The following is a 26724-nucleotide window of genomic DNA, read 5'->3' as shown; positions in this document are numbered from 1 at the left end:
GTCACGATCCCCGGCGGACTCGTCTCACGGGCGTCCCTCCAGCAGCCGTGCCAGGATGGGCCCGATCTGTGCCAGCGCGTGCTGTGTGGTCATGTCGTTGTGGCTCGCGTCCACGTCGAAGACCACGATCGCCTCGGCCGCATCGGTCCAGTCCTCGCTCGGATCGTCCCGCCGCAGCCGGCCCTGACGCGCCGCGAAGTAGTCCACCCGGCCGTCGAAGAGCTGCGGGCGGTACGACTCGATCTGCCGCGCCACCAGATCGGTGTCCGGCAGCATCGCCCGCAGGTCCTTGCCGACCAATGAGGGCGGCAGGCCCGGCATCTGCGGAAGCAGTTCGAACAACCGCTCGGTGCTGACACCCTCGAGTCCGGCGAGCATCGACGAATCGAAGCCGAGTCCGGCGAGCACCTCGCCCATGTTGTCCGCGGCGGCTGCCTCACCGACCTCCGACAGCGACAGGTGGCTGTCGAGCATCGCCAGGGTCGCCACCTGCTGACCGTCGGCCCGCAGTGCGACGGCCATCGCGTGCGCGATGACACCGCCGAGCGACCAGCCGAGCAGGTGGTACGGACCCTCCGGCTGCACCTCGCGGATCTTCGCCAGGTACAGCGCCGCCACCTCTTCCACGGTCTGCGGCATCTCACCGCCGGACAGCACCGGCGACTGGATGCCGTACACCGGACGGTCGGGGAGGTATCCGGTCAGCCCGCCGTACGACCACGACAGGCCGATGAACGGATGGACGCAGAACAGCGGGGCGGCCCGGCCCTCGGTCCGGAGCGGGAGCAGCACCTGCAGATCGTCACCGGTGTCCTCGGCGTCGAGTTCCGAGAGCCGTTCGGCGATCCGGCGCGGTGTCGCATCGGCGAACATCCACTGCATCGGCACCCGCAGGCCGAGTTCGTCGCTGATCAGACCGACGAGCCTGGTCGCGAGCAACGAATGACCGCCCAGATCGAAGAAGCCGTCGTCGATTCCGACCTCGGTGGTGCCCAGCACCCGCTCGAACGCGTCCACCAGCATCCGCTCCTCGTCCGTGGACGGCGGGACGTACGGCGCACGTTCGGCGAACTCCGGCACCGGCAGAGCCTTCCGGTCGATCTTGCCCGCACCGGTCAGCGGCACGTGATCGATCGCGACCACCGCCGCCGGAACCATGTACGCGGGCAGCGTGCGGGCGACGAACTCGGACAGGGCGTCGGGATCCACCGCCGCCCCCTCCACGGGCAGGACGTAGGCGGCCAGCACGGTCTGTCCGCCCGGTCCGGGAACGCCGATGACGTGTGCGAAGTCGACGCTCGGGTGCGCGCTCAGCGCGGACTCGATCTCGCCGAGCTCGATGCGGAACCCTCGGATCTTGACCTGGAAGTCGGACCGCCCGACGTAGTCGAGCACCCACTCGTCTCCGCTCAGCTCGCCGCCCGGAATCCAACGGACCACGTCGCCGGTGCGGTACATGCGGTCACCCGGCTCTCCGAACGGATTCGGCACGAACCGCTCGGCGGTCAGACTCGGGCGCCGGTGATAGCCGCGCGCCAGACCCGGCCCCATCAGGTACAGCTCGCCGACCACGCCCGCGGCCACCGGCCGCAGGTTCGCGTCTAGCACCACTGCCCCGAAACCGGCACGCGGCGCACCGATCGTGACTCGCTGCCCGGCCTCCACGGCGATCCAGTTGGACCAGACCAGCGCCTCGGTGGGGCCGTACACGTTGACGAACAGGCGTCCCGGCGCCCAGCGCTCCACCAGCTCCGGCGGGCACGCCTCGCCGCCCACCGCGACGACGCGGAGATCGTCGAGTCCGGCCGGGTTCACCGAGGCCAGCGCACCCGGAGTCATCAGCAGGTGGGTCACCCGCTCGGCGCGCAGGAGGTCGGCGAGTTCGGCTCCGCCGAACACCTCCGGCGGGGCGACGACCATTGTCGCGGCCGCGCCGAACGCGATCAGGTACTCGCCCACCGAACCGTCGAAGCTCGGCGAGATGACGTGCAGCATCCGGTCGCCCGGAGCGATCGCCATCCGCACCCGCGCGTCCTGCGCCGATCCGGCCACGTCCCGATGGACCACCACGACGCCCTTCGGCATACCCGTCGACCCGGACGTGTAGATCATGTACGCGGCGGTCTCCGGCCGGATCGGCCGCAGTCGCACCTCGTCGGTGACCGGACCGGCCGGCCGGCCCTGGATCTGCGCGTGGTGCGCGGGATCGTCGAGGACGATCCACTCCAGTCCGCCGCTCGGGCCGCCCCGATGCGCGGTCACGGTGAGCCCGAGGACCGATCCGGAGTCGGTGAGCATGTGCTCGATGCGGTCGGTCGGATAGTTCGGGTCCACCGGCAGGTACGCCGCGCCCGATTTGACGACGGCCCACACCGCGGCCACCGACTCCACCGAGCGGCCGATCGCGATCGCCACGACGTCCTCGGTACCGACGCCGCGTGCCATCAGCTCGCGGGCCAGCCGGTTGGAGTACTCGTCGAGTTCGCGGTACGTGACCGAGCGCTCCCGCGCGACGACGGCGAGCGCGTCCGGGTCGACCGCCGCGGCGGCGGCGAACATGTCCGCCATCGACGCGTACGGGTAGGCCGCGCGTCCGGTCGCCGGCACCAGGGCGGCGCGCTGCGCCGGGTCCATCAGGTCCAGCTCCACCACTCGCGCCGTCTGCTGCTCGGCGAACGCGGTGATCGCCCCCACCAGGACGTCCATCACGCCCTGTGCCCGCTCCGGCGAGAAGGCGCCGTCGAGGTACTTGAGCCGCAGCACCAGCGAGTCCGTGTACTCCGCGGCCAGCGCCAGCGGGTAGTGGACCGTGTCGGTGCCCGTCAGACCCTCCACCGTCATTCCGTCGATGTCGCCGCCCTCGCCCGCCTCGACGTCGGGGTACGACTCGAACACCGCGAGGGTGTCGAACCCGGCGCCCGGCCCGGCGACCGCCTGAATCTCCGGCATGCCGACGTAGTGATGGTCGAGCAGATCGGTCTGTTCGGTCTGGATGCGTGCGAGCAGATCCTCGAGCCGCTCCCCGCCGCGGATGCGAACCCGCACCGGCAGGGTGTTGATGAACAGGCCGATCATCTCCTCGACGCCGTCGAGCTGCGGTGGCCGTCCCGAGACGGTGGCGCCGAAGACGACGTCGTCGCGTCCGGTCAGCGCCGACACCACGAGTGCCCATCCCGCCTGCACCACGGTGTTCATCGTGAACCCGCGGTCGCGGCCCAGGGCGTTGAGTCGCTGCGACAGTTCGGCGTCCAGCGTCACCGCGAGCTCACGGGACGACGATCCGTGGTCGACCGCGTCGCCGACCACCAGGGTCGGCTCGTCGACGCCGTCGAGGACGTCCCGCCACACCGACAGCGACTGTGCGCGGTCCTGCTTCGAGAGCCACACCAGGAAGTCCCGGTACGACCGCGCGGGCGGCAGGTGGGTCGCGTCGCCGTGCGTCGCGTAGAGCACGAACAGCTCCCGCAGGAACAGCGGCGTCGACCAGCCGTCGACCAGTGCGTGATGGACCAGGACCGCCAGCCGGTGATCGCCGTCGGCCATCTCGACGAGGGTGAAGCGCAGCATCGGCGGCCGGGACAGATCGAATCCGCTCCGCCGGTCGTCGTCGAGCAGACGCCGCAGCGCCTCATCCCGTTCGGCTTCGGGCACCTGCGTCATCGACACCGATCGGAAGGGCAGTTCCACTCCGTCGAGCACCACCTGTGCCGCGACACCCGCGTCGTAGCTGAAGGCCACGCGCAGGTTCGGGTAGCGGTCCAGGATCGCCTGCCCCGCAGCGCGGAGCCGGTCGGCGTCCACCCGGCCACCGAGCTTCAGCACCATCTGGACCTGGTAGAAGTCCTCGTCGTCGGTCGCGATCTGCGACTGGTAGACGAGACCCTCCTGCAGCGGCGACAGCGACCACACGTCGTCGACGCCGCCGTAGGCGCTCTCCCAGGCGTCGATCTGACGCTGGCTCACCGACACCAGGTCGAAGTCCGACGGGGTGTGCCCACCCGCGTCGGCCCGGTCGGTGTGCCGCGCGAGAGCCGTCAGCGCCGCCACCCACAGATCGGCCAGGCGCGCCACCTCGTCGCGGGTCAGGACGCCACCGGCGTACGCCCAGTCGGCCGTCAGCGACGAACCGACCGCGACCGCGTTCACGTCGAGCAGCGCAGGCACCACCATGTCGGGGTTGCGCGTGCCGCCGAGATTCACGGCCTCGCCCCGCTGCTCGGCTGCCTGCGGTGTCTCGCCGGCGCGCCGTCCGAGGTAGTTGAACCCGATCTGCGGTGTGCGCAGCGTGGACAGACGTGCCGCCGTCTCCGGGTTCATCCTGCGCAGCAGACCGTAGTCGACGCCTCGATCGGGTACGGCGGCCAACTGCTCCTTGACCGCCTTCACCGCCCGTCCCAGCTCGGGTCCCGCGGCGAAGGCGTCGTCCAGGTCGATGCCGGAGACGTCGAGCCGGACCGGATACTGCGAGGTGAACCAGCCCACGGTCCGCGACAGGTCCGCGCCGGGGAGCAATTGCTCCTCGCGGCCGTGGCCCTCCAGCGTCACCAGTGCCGTCGACTCGTCGACACCGCGTTCGGCTCGCCAGGCGACCAGCGCCAGGGCCAGCGCCGTCAGCAGTGAATCGTCCACCGATCCGTGGAAGGCCTCGGGCACCCGGTTCAGAACGGCGTCGGTGACGTCGTCGGGAACCACCACGCGGAACTCCTCCACGGTCTCGACGAGGTCGAGCGCCGGGTCGAGCGGGCGCGAGCCCAGATCCGGGTCGGGGCCCTCGAGCACCGACTCCCAGAAGTGGGCGCGATCGGCCGCATCGTCGGTCGAGGCGAGGTCGGCGAGTCCGTGCATCCAGCGCCGGAAGGAGGTTCCCACCTCGGGCAACTGCACCGGTTCTCCGCTCGCGATGCGCCCCCAGGCCACCGTGAGGTCGGCGGCCAGGATGGGCCACGACACCCCGTCGACCGCGAGGTGGTGGACCACCACGAGCAGGTGGCCGAGCCCGTCGGCGTCGTCGCCGACCAGCCACACGGCCTGGACCATCCGGCCGGCCCATGGATCGAGCCGGGTGCCGGCCGCCTCGAGTGCGGCGGACGCCGCGGCGGTGAACTCTCCCGAGTACCGCACCTGCGTCAGGATGCCGGACGGATCGACCGACCCGGCCTCCGCCACGTGCAGCGAGGTGACGCCGTCGGCGTCCACCAGACGGGCACGCAGCATGTCGTGATGGTCGACGACCGCGCCGAGCGCCGCGGTCAGATCCTCGAACGCGGCGGTGCGCGGCAGCGCCAACACTTCGGCCTGCGAGAACCGCGAGTAGCTGCGCCCGTGCTCGATCATCCACCGGCCGATCGGCGGCATCGGAACGTCGCCGACCCCGCCTCCCGGCAACTCGTCGAGGGTCACCAGCTCCGCCGCCTCGGCGGCCACCGCCAGCGCGGCCACCGTGCGGTGCTCGAAGACCATCCTCGGCGTGAGCAGGATCCCCGCGCTCTTGGCCCGCGACACGAGCTGGATCGCCATGATCGAGTCGCCGCCGAGGGTGAAGAACGAATCGTCCACACCGACTCGCTCGGCGCCGAGGAGTTCGGCGATCAGCTGCGCCAGGACCGCCTCGGTGTGGGTGGAGGGCGCACGGTAGGTCTGCGACCGCGACTGCGTGTCGGGTGCAGGCAGCGCCTTCCGGTCGAGTTTGCCCGAGGCGTTCAGCGGAAACGCCGGCAGCACCATGAGCACCGCGGGAACCATGTACTCCGGCAACCGCACCGACAGTGCCGCGGTGAGCGCGTCGACGTCGAGGCTCTCCCCCGCAGCGGCCGTCACGTAGCCGACCAATTGCGCAGCGCCGGGGATGTCTTCGCGCACCAGCACCACGGCCTGTGCCACACCCGGCTGCTCCAGCAGGACCGACTCGATCTCGCCGAGCTCGATCCGCAGTCCGCGCAGCTTCACCTGGAAGTCGGTGCGCCCGATGTAGACCAACTCGATGCCCTCACCGTCCGCGGTCCGCACCCATTTGACGAGGTCACCGGTGCGGTACATCCGCTCGCCCGGCGCATGTGGGTCCGCCACGAAGCGGTCCGCCGACAGATCCGGGCGTCCGACGTAACCGCGGGCCAACTGCACGCCCGCCAGATACAGCTCACCGGCCACCCCGATCGGCACCGGGTTCAGGCGTGCGTCGAGCACGTGCAGTCGGGTGTTCCACACCGGCCGGCCGATCGGCACGGTCACCGTGTCTGCGGCGGTGTACTCGTGGAACGTCACATCCACCGACGCCTCGGTGGGACCGTACAGGTTGTGCAGTCGCGCCGGACTCAGCGCGGCGAAGGCCTGTGCGGCCTGCGGGGTCAGCGCCTCACCCGAGCAGAACACCTGCCGCAGCGACGGAACCCGACCGGGCTCCACGAGCGAGGTGAACGCGGAGAGCATCGACGGCACGAAGTGCGCAGTCGTCACCGACTCGGCCTCGATGAGATCGGCGAGGTACTGCGGGTCGCGATGGCCGTCCGGCCGGGCGATCACCAGGGACGCACCGACCTGCAAGGGCCAGAAGAACTCCCACACCGACACGTCGAAGGTCGACGGCGTCTTCTGCACCACCGCATCGTCCGAGGTCAGCGGGTAGGCCGACTGCATCCACGCGAGCCGGTTGACCACACCGGAGTGCGGGACCGCGACGCCCTTCGGGCGCCCCGTGGACCCGGAGGTGTAGATCACGTACGCGATGTTCGTTCCGCGCAACGGTGCGAGCCGTTCGGAATCGGTCACCGGACCGTCGGGGTAGCCGTCGACGTCGATCGCACCCAGCGTCCACACCGGGACACCGTCGGGCACCTCGAGGTCCACGCCTGTGCCGGCGAGCACCACCTGCGGTGCCGCCGATTCGAGGACGTACTGAGTTCGCTCGGCGGGGTGGTCCGGGTCGACCGGCACGTACGCACCGCCCGCCTTGATCACCGCGTACATGCCGACCAGCAGGTCGAGCGAGCGGCGCGCCGCCAGGGCGACGTGCACGTCCGGTCCCACACCGGCGTCGATCAGCTTCCGCGCCAGGGCATTGGCCTGAGCGTCGAAGTCCGCGTACGACAGTCGTCGGCCCTCGAAGACCAGTGCCTCGGCGTCCGGCGTCCGCGCGACCTGCGCGTCGAACAGGTCCGCGAGCGTCGCGGGGACGAGATCGTGCCCGGTGGCGTTGACCGCGGCGAGTGCCGAACGGTCGTCCTCGCCGGCGAGCGGCGCATCGCCGACCGCCGCGTCCGGATCGGCGACCAGTGCCCGCAGCACCCGGACGAAGGCGTCGCCGAAACCGCGCACGGTGGACTCGTCGAACAACGCCGTCGCGTAGCCGAACGAGACCGCGATCTCCGCCGGGCTGCCGTCGTCGGCGTATCCCTCCTCGACGCCGATCGACAGATCGAACCTCGCCGGTTCCGGTCCCGAGCCGACCGCCGAGACCGTCAGGCCCGGCAGTTCCAGGTCTTCGCGCTCGAGGTTCTGGAACGAGAGCATCACCTGGAACAGCGGCGAGTGCGCGGTCGACCGTTCGGGATCGAGAACCTCCACCAGACGTTCGAACGGGATGTCGGCGTTGCCGAACGCCGCCAGGTCGAACTCGCGAACCTGGTCGATCAACTCGGCGTACGTGATGCCGGGCTCCACCTGGGCACGCAGCACCAGGGTGCCGACGAACATGCCGACGAGATCGTCGAGCGCGGCGTCTCCACGGCCCGCGGTGGGGGTGCCGACGGCGATGTCCGACGACCCCGACAGCCCCGCGAGCAGCGCCGACAGCGCGGCGTGGACGACCATGAAGACGCTCGCCCCGCGATCCCGCGCCACCTCGATCAGGCCGCGGTGGGTGTCCGCGTCGACGGTGACCGCCACCGCGCCGCCGTCGAGCGACTGCACGCGCGGGCGCGGCCGATCGGCGGGCAGCTCGATCTGCGCGGGCAGATCGGCGAGTGCCTCGGTCCAGAAGGCCAGCTGACGTGCCGCACGCGACTGCGGGTCGCGCTCATCGCCGAGGAGTTCCCGCTGCCAGACGGCGAAGTCCGCGTACTGCACCGGAAGCGGCGTCCACTGCGGCGCCATGCCCGCGGCACGGGAGGCGTACGCGACCATCACGTCGCGCACCAACGGTGCGGTCGACGAGCCGTCGCCGGAGATGTGATGGATCACGACCACTAGCACGCGCTCGTCGGGTGCCGCCTCCAGCAGTTCCATCCGCAGGGGCGGCGCCGCTGTGACGTCGAAGCCGCGGGCCGCGAACGCGGTCACCTCGTCGACGATCCGGTCGGCGGACACTTCGATCACCGGCAGATCGGGAACGGTGTCGGCGGGCAGGATCACCTGATGCGGTTCCCGGCCGACAGCCGGGTACACCGTGCGCAGCGTCTCATGCCGCGCGACCACGTCGGCGATCGCCGCACGCAGCGCGTCCACGTCGAGTTCGCCCGTCAGACGCACCGCGAGCGGGATGTTGTACGCGGCCGACTCGGGATCGAACTGGTTCAGGAACCACATCCGTCGCTGCGCCGGCGACAACGGGATCCGGTGCGGGCGATGGACCGGGACCAGCGCGGGGCGGTCCGCTCCCGAGCCGCGCCGGGCGTCGATCAGCGCGGCCAGACCGGCCACCGTCGGTGCGTCGAACACGTCGCGAACCGCGAGGTCGGCGCCGAGCACCGCGTTGACGCGCGCCGTGACGCGCGTGGCCGACAGCGAGTTGCCGCCGAGATCGAAGAACCCGTCGGTCGATCCGGCGCGGGACACGCCGAGCACCTCGGCGAAGACGCCCGCGAGGATCTCCTCGGTCGGGGTGCGCGGCGGCACATAGGTTCCGGCCGTCTCGGTGATCTCGGGGGCGGGCAGCGCCCGGACGTCGAGCTTGCCCGCGGGGGTCAGCGGAATCTCGTCCAGAATCACGATCGCGGCGGGCACCATGTAGCCCGGCAGCCGCTCGCCGGCGAACGCCAGAAGTTCACGCACTGCGAGCTCCTCGCCGTTCGAGGGCAGCACGTACGACACGAGCAGGGTGTCGCCGCCGTCGGTGACGTGACCGCTGGTGTGCACGAACTCCACCGCCGTGTGGGCGGCCAGCACGGCGTTGATCTCGCCGAGTTCGATACGGAAGCCGCGGACCTTGACCTGCTGGTCGGAGCGGCCGAGGTACTCCAGGGACAGTCCGCGCTCAGCCTCGACCCAGCGAACGAGGTCGCCGGTGCGGTACATGCGCGCCCCGTTCCCGCCGTACGGGTTCGCGACGAATCGCTCGGCGCTCAGACCGAGTCGATCGTGGTAGCCGCGCGCCAGAGCCGGCCCCGCCACGTACAGCTCACCGGGCACGCCGACGGCCACCGGCCGCAGCCGGGCGTCGAGCACGAGTGCTTCCACACCGCGGTTCGGCGACCCGATGGTGACGGGTTCGGCGGGCTGCAGCGGCCCGTCGATCGTGACCGAGATAGTCGCCTCGGTGGGACCGTACATGTTGAACATGCGGCGCCCGGGCGCCCAGCGGGCGACCAGTTCGGGCGGGCAGACGTCGCCGCCGACGCCGATCATCTCCAGCTGGTCCATGCCCGTCTCGTGGACGGAGGCGAGCGCGGCCGGAGTGATGAAGGCGTGCGTCACATCGTGACGCCGCAGCAGCTCGGCCAGGTCGTCGCCGCCGTACACCGAGGTCGGTGCGATCACGAAGGTGGCACCGGCCCCGAAGGCCAGCAGGTACTCCAGCACCGACGCGTCGAAGCTCGGCGATGCGAAGTGCAGGACCCGCGAACCCGGCCTGGTTCCGCAGCGCTCCCGCAGTTCGGTCGCGAAGTTCATCAGGCCCTCGTGGGTCACCGCGACGCCCTTGGGCAGACCGGTGGAGCCGGAGGTGTAGATGAGGTAGGCGGTCTGCGCGACGTGCAGCGCGGCTGTGCGCTCGGCATCGGTGATCGCCGCGGCCGAGGCCGCGTCCACCGCGCTCGCGGTGTCCGCGTCGTCGAGTGTGAGCCATCGGCCGACGGAGCCGAAGGCGTCGCGCCAGGCCGATGTCGTCACGCCCAGGACCGCACCGGAATCGGTCAGCATGTGTGCGATGCGGTCGGCCGGGTATCCCGGGTCCACCGGCAGGAAGGCCGCGCCGGACTTGGCGATGGCCCACATGGCCACGACGGAGTCGATCGAGCGCGCCATGCCGAGCGCGACCACGGTCTCCGGGCCCGCGCCGCGGGCGATCAGCACCCGCGCCAGCCGGTTGGAGCGTTCGTCGAGTTCGGCGTAGCCGATGGCCTCGTCGCCGAGCACCAGTGCGGTGGACGCGGAGTTCGCCGAGGCCGTGGACGTGAGCATCTCGGCGAGGGTCGCCGGTCCGGCCGGTGCGGCGCCGCGGACCGGTGCGAGCGCCTCGATCTCGGCGTCCTCGAGGAGTTCGATGTCGCCGATCCGCACCCGGGCGTCCGCAGCCACCGCGGCCAGGATGCGCGTGAGGCGGTCGCTGAACGCCCGGACGGAGCTCTCGTCGAAGATGTCGGTGGCGTAGCCGAAGGTCAGCGCGAGCCCGGCCGGACGACCGTCGTCGTCGAAGCGCTCACGGTACGACAGTTCGAGGTCGAACTTCTCCACGTGGGTGTCGTCGGCCAGCCCGGTGACCGTGAGCCCCGGGAGCTCGAACCGCTCCTCGCCGATGTCCTCGGTGGACAGCACCACCTGGAACAGCGGCGAATGCGCGCTGGAGCGCACCGGATCGAGGATGTCGACCAGCCTCTCGAACGGCAGGTCGGCGTTGGCGAAGGCACCGAGGTCGGCACCCCGGGTCTGCGACAGCAGATCGGCGAAGCCGGCGTCCGGTTCCACCTGGGTGCGCAGCACCAGGGTGTTGACGAACATGCCGATCAGATCGTCGAGGGCGCGCTCACCGCGGCCCGCGATCGGCGTGCCGATCGCGATGTCGGAGCTGCTCGACAGTCGCGCGAGCAGTGTCGCCAGCGCCGCGTGGACCACCATGAACATGGTGGCGCCGCCCTCGGACGCGATGTTCCGCAGGCCGTCGTGGACCCGCGCGTCGAGTTCGAAGCCGACGCTCGCGCCCTGCTGCGACCGGTCCGCCGGACGCGGCCGGTCGGTCGGCAGGTCGAGAACCTCGGGAAGGCCCGCGAGCGTGCTCTGCCAGTACTGCACCTGCTGTGCCGCCAGCGACGCCGGGTCGTCCTCCGCCCCCAGCAGCGACCGCTGCCAGATCGCGAAGTCGGCGTACTGGACCTGCAGCGGCGCCCAGCCGGGCTCCGAGCCCGCCGAGCGCGCCAGGTACGCCACCATGACGTCACGTGCCAGCGGCGCCGTCGACGAGCCGTCGCCGACGATGTGGTGGACCACGAACGCCAGCACGTGCTCGTCGGGGGCGATCCGGTACAGGGCCACGCGCAGCGGGGCCTGAGCCGTCACGTCGAAGGGCGCCAGCGCGAAGTCTCGGACGACACCGGCGATCTCGCCGGCGGCCACGTCGACCGGTGCGAGGTCGCCGAGGACCTCGTCGGCGGGCCGGATCGACTGGTAGGGGCCGTCGTCTCCGGCCGGGAAGACCGTGCGGATCGACTCGTGCCGGATCACCACGTCCCGGACGGCCTGAGCCATCGCCGAGGTGTCGAGTTCGCCCGACAATCGCACGGCCAGCGGGACGTTGTACGCCGCCGACTCCGGGTCGTACCGGTTCAGGAACCACATGCGCTGCTGCGCGAGCGAGAGCGGGATCCGCTCCGGGCGCGGCTGCGGCGCCAGTGCGGGGCGGGTCCGGCCGGTGCCGGTCCGCTCGGCCGTCTCGGCGAGCCCGCCGACGGTCGGTGCGTCGAACAGGGCGCGCACGCCGAGGTCGGAGCCGAGAGCCTCGTTGACCCGAGCGATCACCCGGGTGGCGACCAGCGAGTTGCCGCCGAGCGCGAAGAAGTCGTCGGTGACGCCGACCCGATCGAGGCCGAGCACCTCGGCCACCACTCCCGCGACGACCTCCTCGACCGGCGACCGCGGAGCCACGTACTCGCCCGCGTCCGCCTCGAGGTGCGGCGCCGGGAGAGCGCGTCGATCGAGTTTGCCGCTGGCGCCCAGCGGCATCTCGTCGAGCGCGACGAATGCGGCGGGCACCATGTACGCGGGCAGTCGCGTCCCGAGGTACGTCTTCAGTTCGCCCGCGTCGAGAGCCTCGACGCCGGCTGCGACCACGTACGCGACCAGCTGATCGCCGACGTGGTCATCGTGATGGAGGATCACGGCCGTCTGGTCCACCTCGGGGTGGCTCGCCAGCGCCGCCTCGATCTCGCCCAGCTCGATGCGCAGGCCGCGCAGCTTCACCTGGAAGTCGGTGCGCCCCAGGAACTCCAGCCGTCCGGCGTGGTTCCATCGCACCAGATCGCCGGTGCGGTACATCCGGGTGCCGTCGGCCGCGAACGGATCGGCCACGAACCGTTCGGCCGTCAGATCGGGGCGGCCGAGGTACCCGCGGGCCAACTGGACGCCGGTCAGGTACAGCTCGCCCGCCGAGCCCACGGGAACCGGGTGCAGACGGTCGTCGAGCACCAGAGCGCCGGCGTTCCACGACGGACGCCCGATCGGCACCGTCGCGACCTCGCCGAGCGCTTGGACCGCTGGCTCGAACAGGATGCCGACGGTGGTCTCCGTCGGACCGTAGGTGTTGTCGATGACGGTGCCGGTGGCCGCGGTGAACTCCTTCAGGAGTCCGGCCGACAGTTCCTCGCCGCCCGCCACGACGTACTCGAGCGAGTCGAGTGCGGATGCGTGGCCCGCGGTGAGGAACGCGCTGAGCAGCGACGGAACGAACTCCGCGACGGTGACCCGCTGCTCGGCGATGAGTCGGGCCAGATAGTCCGGGTCGCGGTGTCCGCCCGGAGCGGCCACGACGACGCGACCGCCCACCTGGGTGACCGCGAACGTCTCCCAGACCGAGACGTCGAAGGTCGCGGGAGCCTTCTGCACCACTCGGGACGACTCGTCCAGCGAGTACCGGTCGACGATCCACGCGAGGTAGTTCGCGATCGCCTGCTGGGTGAGTGCCACGCCCTTGGGGAGGCCGGTGGAGCCGGAGGTGTAGATCAGGTACGCGAGGTGGTCGCCGCGCAGCGGAACGATCCGGTCGGCGTCGGTCACCGGTTCCGGCGACAGACCCGCGACCGCTTCGTCCTCGAGGAGGATCGGCTCGACGCCGTCGGGCAGTGCCCCGCGGTCGGCCTCGGTGGAGATCACGACGGCCGGCTCGGCCGAGTCGAGCACGTAGGCCGAACGCTCGCGCGGCTGTTCCGGGTCGATCGCGACGTAGGCGCCGCCGGCCTTGGCGACCGCGTACATCGCGGTCAGCATCTCCACCGACCGCGACACGGCGATCGCGACCACCGTGTCCGGTCCCACGCCGGCGCCGATGAGCCGGCGCGCCCAGCGGTTGGCCTGCGCGTCGAAGTCCCGGTAGCTGATCTCGCGGCCCTCGTAGACGACCGCGACCGCATCCGGGGTGGCGGCCACCTGACGTTCGTAGCGCGCCAGCAGAGTCCGCTCGGCGACCTCGACGGCCGGGCCCGCGCCGTCGGCGAGCACCGCGGCGCGCTCTGCCTCCGACAGCCAGGCCGCGTCGCCCACCCGCTGTTCGGGATCGGCGGTCAGCGACGTCAGCAGCCGGACGAACCTCTCGGCGATCGTCGCGACGGTCGAGGCGTCGAACAGTTCGGTGGCGTAGACGAAGTAGGCGTACATCCCATTCGGCTCGCCGTCCTCGGTGACGGCGTCGCCGAGTGTCAGGTCGAGGTCGAACTGAGTCACCTCGACGCCCGGGTCGAGCGCACCGACCGTGAGCCCGGGCAGTTCGAGCTCGGCCCGCTGCTGATTCTGCAGTGACAGCGAGACCTGGAACAACGGGTGATGCGACGTCGAGCGCACCGGATTGAGCGCCTCGACGAGCTGCTCGAAGGGCACGTCGACGTGCCCGAACGCCGCGAGGTCGGACTGGCGCACGCGATCGAGCAATCCGGCGAAGGTCTCGTCGCCGTCGATCTGCGAACGCAGCACGACGGTGTTGACGAACATGCCGACGAGATCGTCGAGCGCGGCCTCGCCGCGGCCGCCGATCGGAGTGCCGACGGCGATGTCGGTCTCCCGAGCCAGCCGCGAGAGCAGCACCGCCAGCGCCGCGTGCACGACCATGAACGGCGTCGCACGATGCGCGGCCGCCAGGTCGGCCACCGCTCGGCGCACGTCCTCGCCGATCTCGAACACGTGCCGGGCTCCGGCCATCGACTGCTCCACCGGACGCGGACGGTCGGTGGGCAGGTCGAGTGCGTCGGGCAGGCCGGCGAGTTCGCTCCGCCAGAAGCCGATCTGCCGCGCGGCCACCGACTCCGGATCGTTCTCGTCGCCGAGGACCGCCCGCTGCCAGACGGCGTAGTCGGCGTACTGCACCTCCAGCGGCGACCAGCCGGGCGCCTCGCCCGCGGCGCGCGCCGTGTAGGCCACCATCACGTCCCGCGCCAGCGGTGCCATCGACATGCCGTCGGCGCTGATGTGATGGACCACCATCACCAGCACGTGCTCGGCGACGTCGGTGTCGGCCACCTGGAGCAGCCGCACCCGCACCGGCGGAGCGGCCGTCACATCGAAGCCGGAGCCGAGGACGTCCGCGACCGCGGGAAGCAGATCCGCCGCGTCGACGGCGACCGGTGTCAGGTCCACCGGGACCGCCGCGGTCGGCAGCACATCCTGGTAGGGCCCGTCGGCCGAGTCCGGGAAGCGGGTGCGCAGCGACTCGTGCCGCTCCAGCACGTCGGTGATCGCGGCGGCGAGGGCATCCACGTCGAGATCGCCGGTGAGGCGAATCGCCATCGGAATGTTGTATGCGGGCGACGACGGGTCGAACTGCGCGAGGAACCACATCCGCTGCTGAGCCAGCGAGAGCGGCACCCGGTCCGGTCGCGGCCCGGCGACCAGCGCCGGGCGCTCGGCGGTCCGGCCGGTCCGCTCGTAGCACTGGGCCAACTCGGCGGCCGACGGCGCGTCGAACAGGTCCCGCACGCCGAACTCGGCGTCGAGCGCCGCGTTGACGCGCGCCACCACCCGGGTCGCGACCAGCGAGTTGCCGCCCAGATCGAAGAAGCCGTCGTGAACGCCGACGCGGTCGACTCCGAGCACCTCGGCGAAGACGTCGACGATCGCCTGCTCGACCGCATCGCGCGGGGCGACGAACTCCGTCGCGGCACCTGCCGTGTCGGGGGCGGGCAGCGCTCGGCGGTCGAGCTTGCCGTTGGCCGTCAGCGGGAACTCGTCGAGCACGACGATCGTCGACGGGACCATGTACGCGGCCAGGAATCCGCTGACGTGGTCCAGCACCGCGCCGGGCTCCACGTGGGCGCCGGCCTCGGGCACCACGTAGCCGACGAGGCGGTCGCCGGTGTGCTCGTCGGTGTGCACGACCACCGCGGAGGCGGCCACACCGCGATACCGCATCAGCGCGGACTCGATCTCACCGAGTTCGATCCGGAATCCGCGCAACTGCACCTGGAAGTCGCTGCGGCCCAGATACTCCAGCTGTCCGTCGGCGTTCCAGCGGGCCAGGTCGCCGGAGCGGTACATGCGTTCGCCGGGCGCACCGAACGGATCCGCCACGAATCGCTCGGCCGACAGGTCGGGACGGCCGAGATAGCCGCGCGCCAGCTGGCCGCCGTGGACGTACATCTCGCCGACGACGCCCACCGGTGCGGGCTGCAGCCGGGAGTCGAGGACGTAGACGCCCATGCCCGGCAGTCCGCGCCCGATGACGCTGGCCTTGGACGCGCGGGCGAACTCGCGGTCGAGCGGCAGATAGCTGACGTGCACCGTGGTCTCGGTGATGCCGTACATGTTGACCAGCGCGACCTCCTGGTCGTCGTGCCGCTCGTACCAGCGCTCCAACTGCGCGAGGTCGAGCGCCTCGCCGCCGAAGACGACGTAGCGCAGCGCCAGATCGGGAACGGACTCCTCCCCCGCGCCCGCGACGCGGTCGGCTTCGGCCAGCTGATAGAAGGCCGACGGCGTCTGGTTGAGGACCGTGACGCGCTCGCGACGCAGCAGTTCGAGGAACTCGTCCGGCGAACGCGAGGTCAGGTAGTCGACGATCACCAGGGCGCCGCCGTGCAGCAGCGGGCCCCACAGCTCCCACACGGAGAAGTCGAAGGCGTAGCTGTGGAACATGGTCCACACGTCGGTCTCGTCGAAGCCGAAGTCGAGCTGGGTGTCGGCCATCAGCGTCAGCACGTCGACGTGGGGAATCACCACGCCCTTGGGTCGCCCGGTGGACCCCGACGTGTAGATGACGTACGCGGGATGCTGCGGGCGCAGCGGTGCCAGTCGGTCGGCGTCGGTCACCGGGCCCTCCGGCTGCGCCGCCATCCGCTCGGCGAGGTCCGGCGAATCGAGCAGCAGGACGGGCAGTTCGTGCGCGGGCAGGGACTCCGCGTCGGCGGCGGTGGACACGACCACCGTCGGACGGGCGTCGGCGAGCATGTACGACAGCCGGTCCTGCGGGTACGTGACGTCGACGGGCACGTATGCGCCGCCCGCGGTGACCACCGCGAGCAACGCCACGGCCAGGTCGGCCGTCCGCGGCATGGCGACCGCGACCAGCGACTCGGGCCCGACGCCCTCGGCGATGAGCACCCGGGCCAGACGGTCGACCCGTCCGGCCAGTTCCGCATAGGTCAGCCGCTCGCCGCCCGCGACCACGGCGGTCCGGTCGGCGTGGGCCGCCGCCTGCGCGGCGAACGCATCGGCCAGCGTGTCGGCCGTGGGCGCGACACCGGGCACGAAGCCCAGTCCCAGCACGTCGGAACGCTCGGCGTCGCTCAGCACGCCGATCGACGCGATCGGTGCCTCCGGCGTTTCGGCGAATGCGGTGAGCACCCTCTCCACGCGGTCGAGCACGGTCTCCGCCGCGGCGGCGTCGTACAGATCGGTCAGGTACTTGAGCTGCAGGTGGAGACGGTCGGCTGAACTCGCCACCAGCGTCAGCGGGTAGTGGGTGGAGTCCATGCCGCGCAGTCCGGTGACCCGCATGCCGTCGATGTCGGCGGCCTGCGCGAGGGCCTCGGAATCGACCGGGTACGACTCGAAGACGCTCAGCGTGTCGAATCCCGCGCCCGCGCCCACCGCGCGCTGGATCTCCGAGAGACCCAGGTAGTGGTGGTCGAGCAGTGCCGCCTGTTCGGCCTGCAGGCGCCGCAGGAACTCCTGCGCCGACTCCCCCGGACGCACCGTGACACGCACGGGCAGGGTGTTGATGAACAGGCCGATCATCGATTCCACGCCCGGAAGGTCCGCGGGCCTGCCGGAGACGGTGGTACCGAAGGTGACGTCGTTGCGACCGGTCTGCGCCGACAGCACCAGACCCCACGCCGCCTGGACGAGGGTGTTGAGGGTGATGCCGTGAGCCCGCGCCAGTGCGCCGAGGGTGGACGTCAACCCGGCGGGCAGCAGCCGTTCGGTGTCGGCGGAGTCGGCCGATGCCGCCGTCGCCTCGCCGGCGACGAGTGTCGGCTCGTCGAGTCCGTCGAACGCGGCGGCCCAGGCGGTCAGCGACGACCGGTGGTCGCGGTGCGAGAGCCACACGAGGAACTCGCGGTACTCGCCGACGACGGGCAGCGCCGAGCCGTCACCGGAGGCCGCGTACAGGAACAGCAGGTCCTTGAGCAGCAGCGGTGTGGACCAGCCGTCCAACAGGACGTGGTGGTTGGTCGAGAGCATCCGGTAGTCGGACTCGCCCAGTCGGGCGAGGGTGAACCGCAGCAGCGGCGGCGTCGCCATGTCGAAGCCGCGCCGGCGGTCGGCGGCCAGCAGATCGTCGAAGGCCGCTTGCGGGTCCGCGGCGGCCCGGAGGTCCACCTCGGCCCACGGCAGCCTCACGGCCGCGGGCACCACCTGGACGGGCAGTCCGTCGATCGAGTCGAAAGCGACCCGGAGGTTCGCATGCCTGCGCAGCAGTGCCTCGCCCGCCGCGCGGAGGCGGGCGGGATCGACCACGCCCTCCAGCGTGAGGACGGTCTGCACCATGTAGGCGTCGAGTTCGTCACCCGCGAACTGCGCGTGGAAGAGCAGTCCCTCCTGCAGCGGCGAGAGCGACCAGATGTCGGCCACGTCGCCGTGACGCTCCTCGACGGCCTCGACGGCTCGCTGGTCGAGCCGCACCAGCGGCAGATCCGACGGGGTGAGACCGCCGGCACCGGGCGCGTCCGCGTACCGGGTCAGAGCCGTGAGCGCCTCCACCCACAGATCTGCGATCTCGCGGACCTGTTCGGCGGTGAAGACACCGGTGGCGTAGGAGAAAGTGGCGCCCAGGCGCGTGCCGTCGGCGGAGTCGACCGCCGAGGCGTTGATGTCGAGCGCGGCCGGGAGGGCCATCGCGGCATCACGCGTGCCGCCCAGGCTTCCGGAGTCGCCGTCGAGCTGCCACGGGGCGTCGTCGACTGTCCCGGTGCCCGCGGAGACGCGGCCGAGGTAGTTGAAGCCGATCTGCGGCGTGCGCAGTCCGGCGAGCGCCGAGCGCCCCTCCTCGGTCAGATAGCGCAGCATGCCGTAGCCGATGCCGTTGTCGGGCACCGCGCGCAACTGCTCCTTGACCCGCTTGAGCGCGGCGCCGGCCGCCGGACCACCGGCCAGCGCGTCGTCGACGTCGAGTCCCGAGAGGTCGACGCGCACCGGGTACGAGCTGGTGAACCAGCCGACCGTGCCGGACAGGTCGGCGCCGGGGACGGCCTGCTCTTCGCGGCCGTGCCCCTCCAGCGTGACGAGTGCGCTCGGGGCGTGGACTCCCCGCGCCGCTCGCCACGCCGCGACGGCCAGTGCCAGCGCGGTCATCAGGGAGTCGGTCGCCGAGCCGTGGACCGTTCCCGGTACCCGGCCGAGGACGGCCTCGGCGATCTGCGGCGGCAACTCGATCCGCAGGTCATCGACGGTCTCGACGGTGTCGATCTCGGGGTCGGCGTACCGCGCACCCAGCGCGGGATCGTCGCCGGTCAGAGTGGAACGCCAGAACTCGAGTTCCCCGGCCCGCGACGGTGCGGCCTCGGCGAGGGCGTGGGCCCAGCGGCGGAACGACGTCGCCACCGGCGACAGTTCCGCCGTGGCCCCCTCGGTGACGCGGTACCAGGCCAGCGCGAGGTCGGGAACCAGCGACCGCCACGAGACACCGTCCACCACGAGGTGGTGGGCCAGGACCAGCAGACGGTCGCGCCCGCCGTCGGTGCGGTGCAGCCAGACGAACTGGGTCGTCACGCCGGACCGCGGATCGAGCCGGGCACCGGCGCGGCGCATCTGTTCCTCCGCGGCCGCGGCGAAGGCCTCGGTTCCGGGAGCGGCGTCGACGTCGACGCGGGTCAGCAGTCCGGCCGCCGGAACCGAGCCCACCGGGCCGATGGACAGACCGGTGGCGTCGGCAGCGGTTCCGGTACTCGTGACGAGGCGGGCGCGCAGGACGTCGTGGTGGTCGAGCAGCATGGCGATCGCGGCCGCCAGATCCGACTCCTCGACGGACTCGGGGAGCGTCAGGAGCACGGCCTGGGAGAACTCGTCGTACGCACGGAGGTCTTCGATCATCCAGTGCATGATCGGCGTCAGCGGTGCCTCGCCGACCCCGCCTCCCGGCAGCTCGTCCAGGCCGGCTGCGGCCTCGGCGGCGGCCACCCGCGCCAGCGCGGCGACGGTGCGGTGCTCGAAGACCTGGGCCGGACGCAGGACGATGCCCTCGCGCTTGGCGCGCGAGACCAGCTGAATGGCCATGATCGAGTCGCCGCCCAGCGCGAAGAAGGAGTCGTCCACACCCACGCGGTCGAGACCGAGCAGTTCGGCGACCAGATCGCAGAGCACGGTCTCGACACGGTCGGCCGGTGCGCGGTACTGCGTGACCGACTCGGTCCGGTCGGGCGCGGGCAGCGCCTTGCGGTCGAGCTTGCCCGAGGCGTTCAACGGGAACTCGTCGAGCGGCATCAGCACCGTGGGCACCATGTACTCCGGCAGGCGAGCCGAGATCGCCTCGGTGAGAGCGTCGACATCGAGTTCACCGGACGCGACGTCGCCGACGACGTAGCCGACGAGCTGCTGTGCGCCCGGAACGTCTTCGCGCACCACCACGACGGCTTGCGCGACCGTCGGCTGATCGAGCAGCGCCGCCTCGATCTCGCCGAGCTCGATGCGCAGACCGCGAAGCTTGACCTGGAAGTCGGTGCGGCCGATGTAGTCCAGTTCCAGCCCGCCGTCGGTCCGGACCCATCGGACCAGGTCGCCGGTGCGGTACATCCGCTCCCCGTCGGCCGCCGGGTTCGCCACGAAGCGGTCGGCGGTGAGGTCCGCGCGTCCCACGTAACCGCGCGCCAGCTGCACGCCGGCGAGATACAGTTCGCCTGCCACGCCGACCGGCACCGGATGCAGACGGTCGTCGAGGACGTGGACTCCGGTGTTCCACACCGGGGCGCCGATCGGCACGGCGGCCGTGTCGGCCGGGGTGACCTCGTGGTAGGTGACGTCGACGGCCGCCTCGGTGGGGCCGTAGAGGTTGTGCAGACGCGCATCGCTCAACGCCGCGAAGGCCTGCGCGGCCCGCGGCGTCAGTGCCTCGCCCGAGCAGAACACCTGGCGCAGCGAGCCGACCGATCCCGGAGCCACCGCCCCGGTGAACGCCGACAGCATCGACGGGACGAAGTGCGCGGTGGTGACCGACTCCGCCTCGAACAGCTCGGCGAGGTACAGCGGGTCGCGGTGCCCGTCCGGCTGCGCGATGACGAGCGACGCGCCCACCTGCAGCGGCCAGAAGAACTCCCACACCGACACGTCGAAGGTCGCGGGGGTCTTCTGCGCCACAACGTCGTCCGGGGTGAGCGCGTACTCGTGCTGCATCCAGGCGAGGCGATTCACGATCGCCGAATGCGGCACCGCGACGCCCTTGGGGCGGCCGGTGGAACCGGAGGTGTAGATGACGTACGCGGTGTTCGTCCCGCGCAGCGGCGCCGACCGCTCGGCATCGGTGATCGGCGCTGTCGACCATCCGTCGAGGTCCACCGTGTCGACGGTCCACACCGGCAACCCGTCGGGCGCGGGAAGGTCGGTGTCCGACGCCGTCAGCAGCACGGCGGGCGAGGCGGAGTCGAGCACGTACAGGGTGCGCTCGGCGGGATGGTCGGGATCGACCGGGACGTAGGCGCCGCCGGCCTTGACGATCGCGTACATCGCGGTGAGCAGTTCCAGCGACCGCGGAAGGCCGAGTGCCACCGGGACGTCCGGTCCCACGCCCGCGTCGATCAGCATCCGTGCGAGCGCGTTGGTCCGGGCGTCGAACTCCGCGTAGGTGAGGCTCTGCCGGGAGGCGCCGGAGCCGAACACCAGCGCCGTGGCGTCCGGAGTGCGCGCGGCCTGCGCGGCGAACACTCCCGCGAGCGTGCCCGGTTCCACCGGAGCAGCGGTCGTGTTGACCGCGGCCAGGTCGGCTCGGTCCTGCGCGGAGGTGACGGGCACGTCGCCGACGATGCGGTCGGCGTCGTCGCAGATCCCGTGCAGGACCGCGAGGTAGGCCTCGGCGAAGCGTTCGACGGTCGTCCGGTCGAACAGCGCCGTGGCGTAGCTGAACGTCGCGGGCAGATCGGCGGGCGACCCGTCGGCGTCCCGCCGGTCGGTCACGGTCAGCTGCAGATCGAACTTGGCGACATCGAAGTCGGAGGTGAGTCCGCTCACCGACAGACCCGGCAGGTCGAAGCTCGCCGGGGCGTTGTTCTGCATGGTGAACATCACCTGGAAAAGCGGCGAGACCGCCGTCGACCGCGACGGCGCCAGCACGTCGACGAGTTGCTCGAAGGGCATGTCGGCGTGGGTGAACGCGGCGAGATCGTTCTGCCGGACCTGCGCCAGCAGGTCGGCGAAGCTCGCACCGCCGTCGACGCGGGTACGCAGCACCAGGGTGTTGACGAACACGCCGACCAACTCGTCGAGTGACTGCTCGCCGCGCCCGGCCACGGGCGTGCCGATCGCGATGTCGGATTCGCGGCCCAACCGGGACAGCAGCGCGGCGAAGGCCGCGTGCAGCACCATGAACAGGGTCGCGTCGTGCGCCTCCGCGACCTCGAGGAGCCGCCTGTGCAGGCGGGCGTCGATCGTGAACGGGCTGCCCGCACCGGCCGTCGACTGGACCGCCGGACGCGGCCGGTCCATCGGCAGGTCCAGCACCTCGGGCAGACCGGCGAGGCGATCGGTCCAGTAATCGCGCTGGCGCCCCAGCAGTGACTCCGGATCGTCCACGTCGCCGAGCGTCTCGCCCTGCCAGAGCGCGTAGTCGGCGTACTGGACCGGCAACGGCGACCACTGCGGCGCCGCACCGGCGGCACGCGCGGTGTACGCGACCATGATGTCGCGGGCGAGGGGCGCGACCGACGCACCGTCGGCCGTGATGTGGTGCATGGTGACCACGAGCACGTGCTCGCGGGGGCTCTGCTCCAGCAGCGCGATCCGCACCGGCGGCCGCGCGGTCACGTCGAAGCCCTCGGAGATCAGGTCGACCGCGCGCGCGACGACCTCGGCCTCGGTCACCGGGATCGGCGTGATGTCCACGCGAGAGGCCGGGAGAATCTCCTGGTAGGGACCGTCGGCGGAGTCCGGGTACACGGTGCGGAGCACCTCGTGACGCGCGAGCACGTCCTCCACTGCCTGTTCGAGGGCGGCGACGTCGAGTTCGCCGCTCAACCGCACGGCCAGGGGCACGTTGTACGCGGCCGACTCCGTGTCGAACTGATTGAGGAACCACATCCGGCGCTGGGCCAGCGACAGCGGAATCCGATCCGGACGCGGGCGGGCCGTGAGCGGAGGCCGCTCGTCGGCGGTCGCCGTCTCCAGATGGGCGGCGAACTCGGCCACCGTCGGGGCGTCGAACAGGTCGCGGACCCCGACGCGCACGCCGAGCGCCGCGCCGACGCGCGCGGTGACCTTCGTCGCCGACAGCGAGTTGCCGCCGAGGTCGAAGAACCCGCTGCTGACGCTGACGCGCTCGAGGCCGAGGACCTCGGCGAAGACGCCTGCGACGATCTCCTCGGTGAGGCTGCGGGGCGCCTGGTAGTCGCCCTCCTCGATGGTGAACGACGGCGCGGGCAGTGCCCGGCGGTCCAGCTTGCCCGCAGGCGTGAGCGGGACCTCGTCGAGTGCGACGACCTGAGCGGGAACCATGTACGCGGGCAGGAACTCCGCCGCGAACGATTTCAGCGCGACCTCGTCGACCACGTGTCCGGGAGCGGGCAGCACGTACGACACCAGCGCGGTGCCGCCGTCGGGTGCGGTGACGCCCTCCGTGGTGACGAATCCGACGCTGTCGTGGCACGAGAGCGCGCCGCTGATCTCGCCGAGTTCGATGCGGAAGCCGCGGACCTTGACCTGGAAGTCCGAGCGGCCGACGTACTCGAGCCGCCCGTCGCGCGTCCACCGGACCACGTCGCCGGTGCGGTACATCCGCTCGCCCTCGCTGAACGGGTTCGCGACGAATCGCTCGGCGGTCAGCCCGGCGCGATCGTGGTAGCCGGCGGCCAAGGCCGGTCCGGCGAGGTAGAGCTCACCGGCCACTCCCACCGGAGCCGGCCGGAGGCGGCCGTCGAGCACGGTCAGCCGGAAGCCGCGCGTCGGTGCGCCGATCGTGATCGGCGCACCCGCACGCAGGGGCTCGGACACCGTGCACCAGACGGTGGTCTCGGTGGGTCCGTACAGGTTCAGCATGGTGCGCTCGGGTGCCCAGCGGGCCACGAGTTCGGGCGGGCAGGCGTCGCCCGCCACGGCCAGCACGCGCAGGTCGTCCAGTCCCTGCGGATCGGCCGCGGCCAGCGCGGCCGGCGTGATGCAGGCGTGGGTCACCCGGTTCGCGCGCAGGAAGTCCGACAGTTCCACGCCGCCCAGCAGCCCCGCGGGCGCGACGACCATCGTCGACGCGCTGCCGAAGGCCATCATCATCTCGAACACCGAGGCGTCGAAACTCGGTGACGCGAACTGCAGCGACCGCGAGCCGGGGACCAGCTGCATGTGCGCGCGCTGCTCCGCGACCAGGTTCGCCAGTCCCCGATGGGTCACCACGACGCCCTTGGGCAGACCGGTGGACCCGGAGGTGTAGATGACGTAGGCCGGCGAGTCCACGCGCATGCGGCGCACCGGGGTCACCTCGGCGACCGACTCGGCCGCCAGCAGCGCATCGATCTCGTCGAAGACGATCCAGTCGACCTCACCGGAGAGCTCGGGACGCTCGGTCGACGTCGTGAGACCGATCCGTACACCCGAATCGGTCAGCATGTGCGCGATGCGGTCGGCCGGATAGCTCGGATCGATCGGCAGGAACGCCGCGCCGGTCTTGACGATCGCCCAGACGGCAGTCGCGGTGCGGATCGATCGCGGCATGGCGACCGCGACGTAATCGCCGGTGCCGATGCCGCGCTCGGCCAGCAGCCGGGCCAGCTGGTTCGACCGCTCGTCGAGCTGACGATAGGTGAGCGCCGCGGAGCCCTCCTCCACCGCGATCCGGTTCGGATCGTCGGCGACGGCGTCGGCCAGGATCTGCGGGAAGGTGCGGGGCGCCACGGACGCCGGGCCGGCGACCGCGCTCAACTCGTCGCTCTCGGTCGGCGACAGGATCGGGACGTCGCCGATCGGCACCGTCGGGTCCACGACCACGGTCGACAGGATGCGCACGAGCCGCTCCGCGAAGACCTGGACGGTCGACGCGTCGAAGAGGTCGGTGGCGTAGTCGAACGAGGCCCGCATCCCGGCCGGAGTACCCGATTCGTCGACGGTCTCGGCGACCGTCAGCTGCAGGTCGAACTTCGCGACGTCGGCGCTGATCTGCTCCGGCGCGATGGCCAGGCCCGGCAGCTCCACCGCGACCTCGCCCGCATTCTGGAAGTCGAGCGCCACCTGGAACAGCGGATGGTGCGACTGCGAGCGGGTGGGGCTGATCGCCTCGACCAGACGCTCGAAGGGCAGTTCGGTGTGCCCGAACGCGGCCAGGTCGGTGGCGCGCGTCTGAGCGAGGACACCGGCGAAGTCGACTTCGGGCTCCACCACGGTGCGCAGGACCAGGGTGTTGACGAACATGCCGACGAGCCCGTCGAGTTCGGGTTCCCCGCGGCCGGCGACCGCGGTGCCTATCGCGATGTCGGTGGTGGCCGACAGTCGGGCCAGCAGCACCGAGAGCGCCGCATGCATCACCATGAACGTCGACGCGCCGTGCGCGCGACCGATCTCGGTGACCGCGCGATGCACTTCACCGTCGATGGTGAACTCCACACGGCCACCGCGCATCGACGGACGCGCCGGGCGCGACCGGTCGGTGGGCAGGTCGAGCTGATCGGGGAGCCCGGCGAGCGCCTTGGTCCAGTAGGCCAGCTGGCGTGCACCGCGCGAGTGCGGGTCGTCCAGGTCTCCGAGGAGCTCACGCTGCCAGATCGCGTAGTCGGCGTACTGCACCGGCAACGGCGCCCAGTCCGGGGCGTGACCCGCTGCGCGGGCGGTGTAGGCGGTGATGACGTCGCGGACCAGCGGTGCCAGCGACGACGCGTCGGACGCGATGTGGTGCAGGACCAGCACGAAGACGTGATCGGTCACGTCCTCGCCCGGTTCCGCCACCCGCAGCAGAGCGGCGCGGATGGGGACCTCGGCGGTCACGTCGAAGCCTTCGGTGGCCAGCGCCGCGACGCGGCCCGCCACCTCGTCCGGGCCGACCCGGTCACGGATCAGGTCCAGTCCCGCCGATTCCGCGTCGAGGATCTGCTGGTGCCCGCCGTCCCCCGCATCGGGGTAGACGGTGCGCAGCGTCTCGTGCCGCGCGACCACGTCGCCCAGCGCGGCGCCGAAGGCATCGGCGTCGAGCTCACCGGTGAGCCGGACCGCCAGCGGGATGTTGTACGCCGCCGACGAGGGGTCGAGCCGGTTGAGGAACCACATTCGCTGTTGCGCCAGAGACAGCGGTGCCCGCGCCGCCCGCTCACGCGGCGTCAGCGCCGGGCGGCCGTCGGCCGAGCCTCGAGACACGCGGGTGGCGAGTTCGGCGACGGTCCGTGCCTCGAAAAGATCCCGCACTCCCAGGTCGGAGCCGAACTCGGCGTTGATCTGCGCGACGACGCGCGTCGCGATCAGCGAGTTGCCGCCGAGGTCGAAGAAGTCGTCGGTGGCGCCGACGCGCTCGGCACCGAGCACCCGGCCGACCACCTCGGCCACGCCGACCTCCACCTCGCCCACCGGCGCGACGTGAACCGCCGCGCGGGTGAACTCCGGTGCGGGCAGCGCCTTGCGGTCGACCTTGCCGATCGGGGTCAACGGCACCTCGTCGATCACCATGATGACCGCGGGGACCATGTACGGCGGCAGCCGGTGCGCGGCGTGCGCCGCCAGCGCATCGGTGTCGACGACAGCTCCGGCCACCGGCTGGACGTAGCCGACCAGCACGGTGTCGCCGGCCGGTCCGGGGACACCCAACGTGACGGCGAAGGCCACGTCGGGGTGCGAGGTGAGCGCGGCGTCGATCTCGCCGAGTTCGACGCGGAAGCCGCGGATCTGCAGCTGGAAGTCGGATCGGCCGATGTAGGCGAGTTCGCCGTCTGCGGTCCAGCGCACCACGTCGCCGGTGCGGTACATCCGCTTCCCCACCGCGTACGGGTTCGCGACGAACCGCTCGGCGGTGAGACCGCGCCGGCCGAGGTAGCCGCGCGCGAGGCC

General features: G+C 71.5%; 1 protein-coding gene (only partly in view). It reads right to left on the bottom strand.

The annotated features are described in order from the left end of the window. Positions 1 to 24 precede the first annotated feature (24 nt). On the bottom strand, positions 25 to 26724 hold the 3' portion of the coding sequence (locus tag ACE11G_RS03755; RefSeq protein ID WP_375003731.1) for a non-ribosomal peptide synthase/polyketide synthase. 16584 nt of this gene lie beyond the right edge of the window; 26700 of the gene's 43284 nt are visible here — the last part of the coding sequence; its start codon lies off the right edge, out of view; its stop codon occupies positions 25 to 27.

The organism is Gordonia sp. PS3 (assembly GCF_041950545.1).
Classification (GTDB): Bacteria; Actinomycetota; Actinomycetes; order Mycobacteriales; family Mycobacteriaceae; genus Gordonia; species Gordonia sihwensis.
This window is presented reverse-complemented; position numbering and strand designations above follow the sequence as displayed.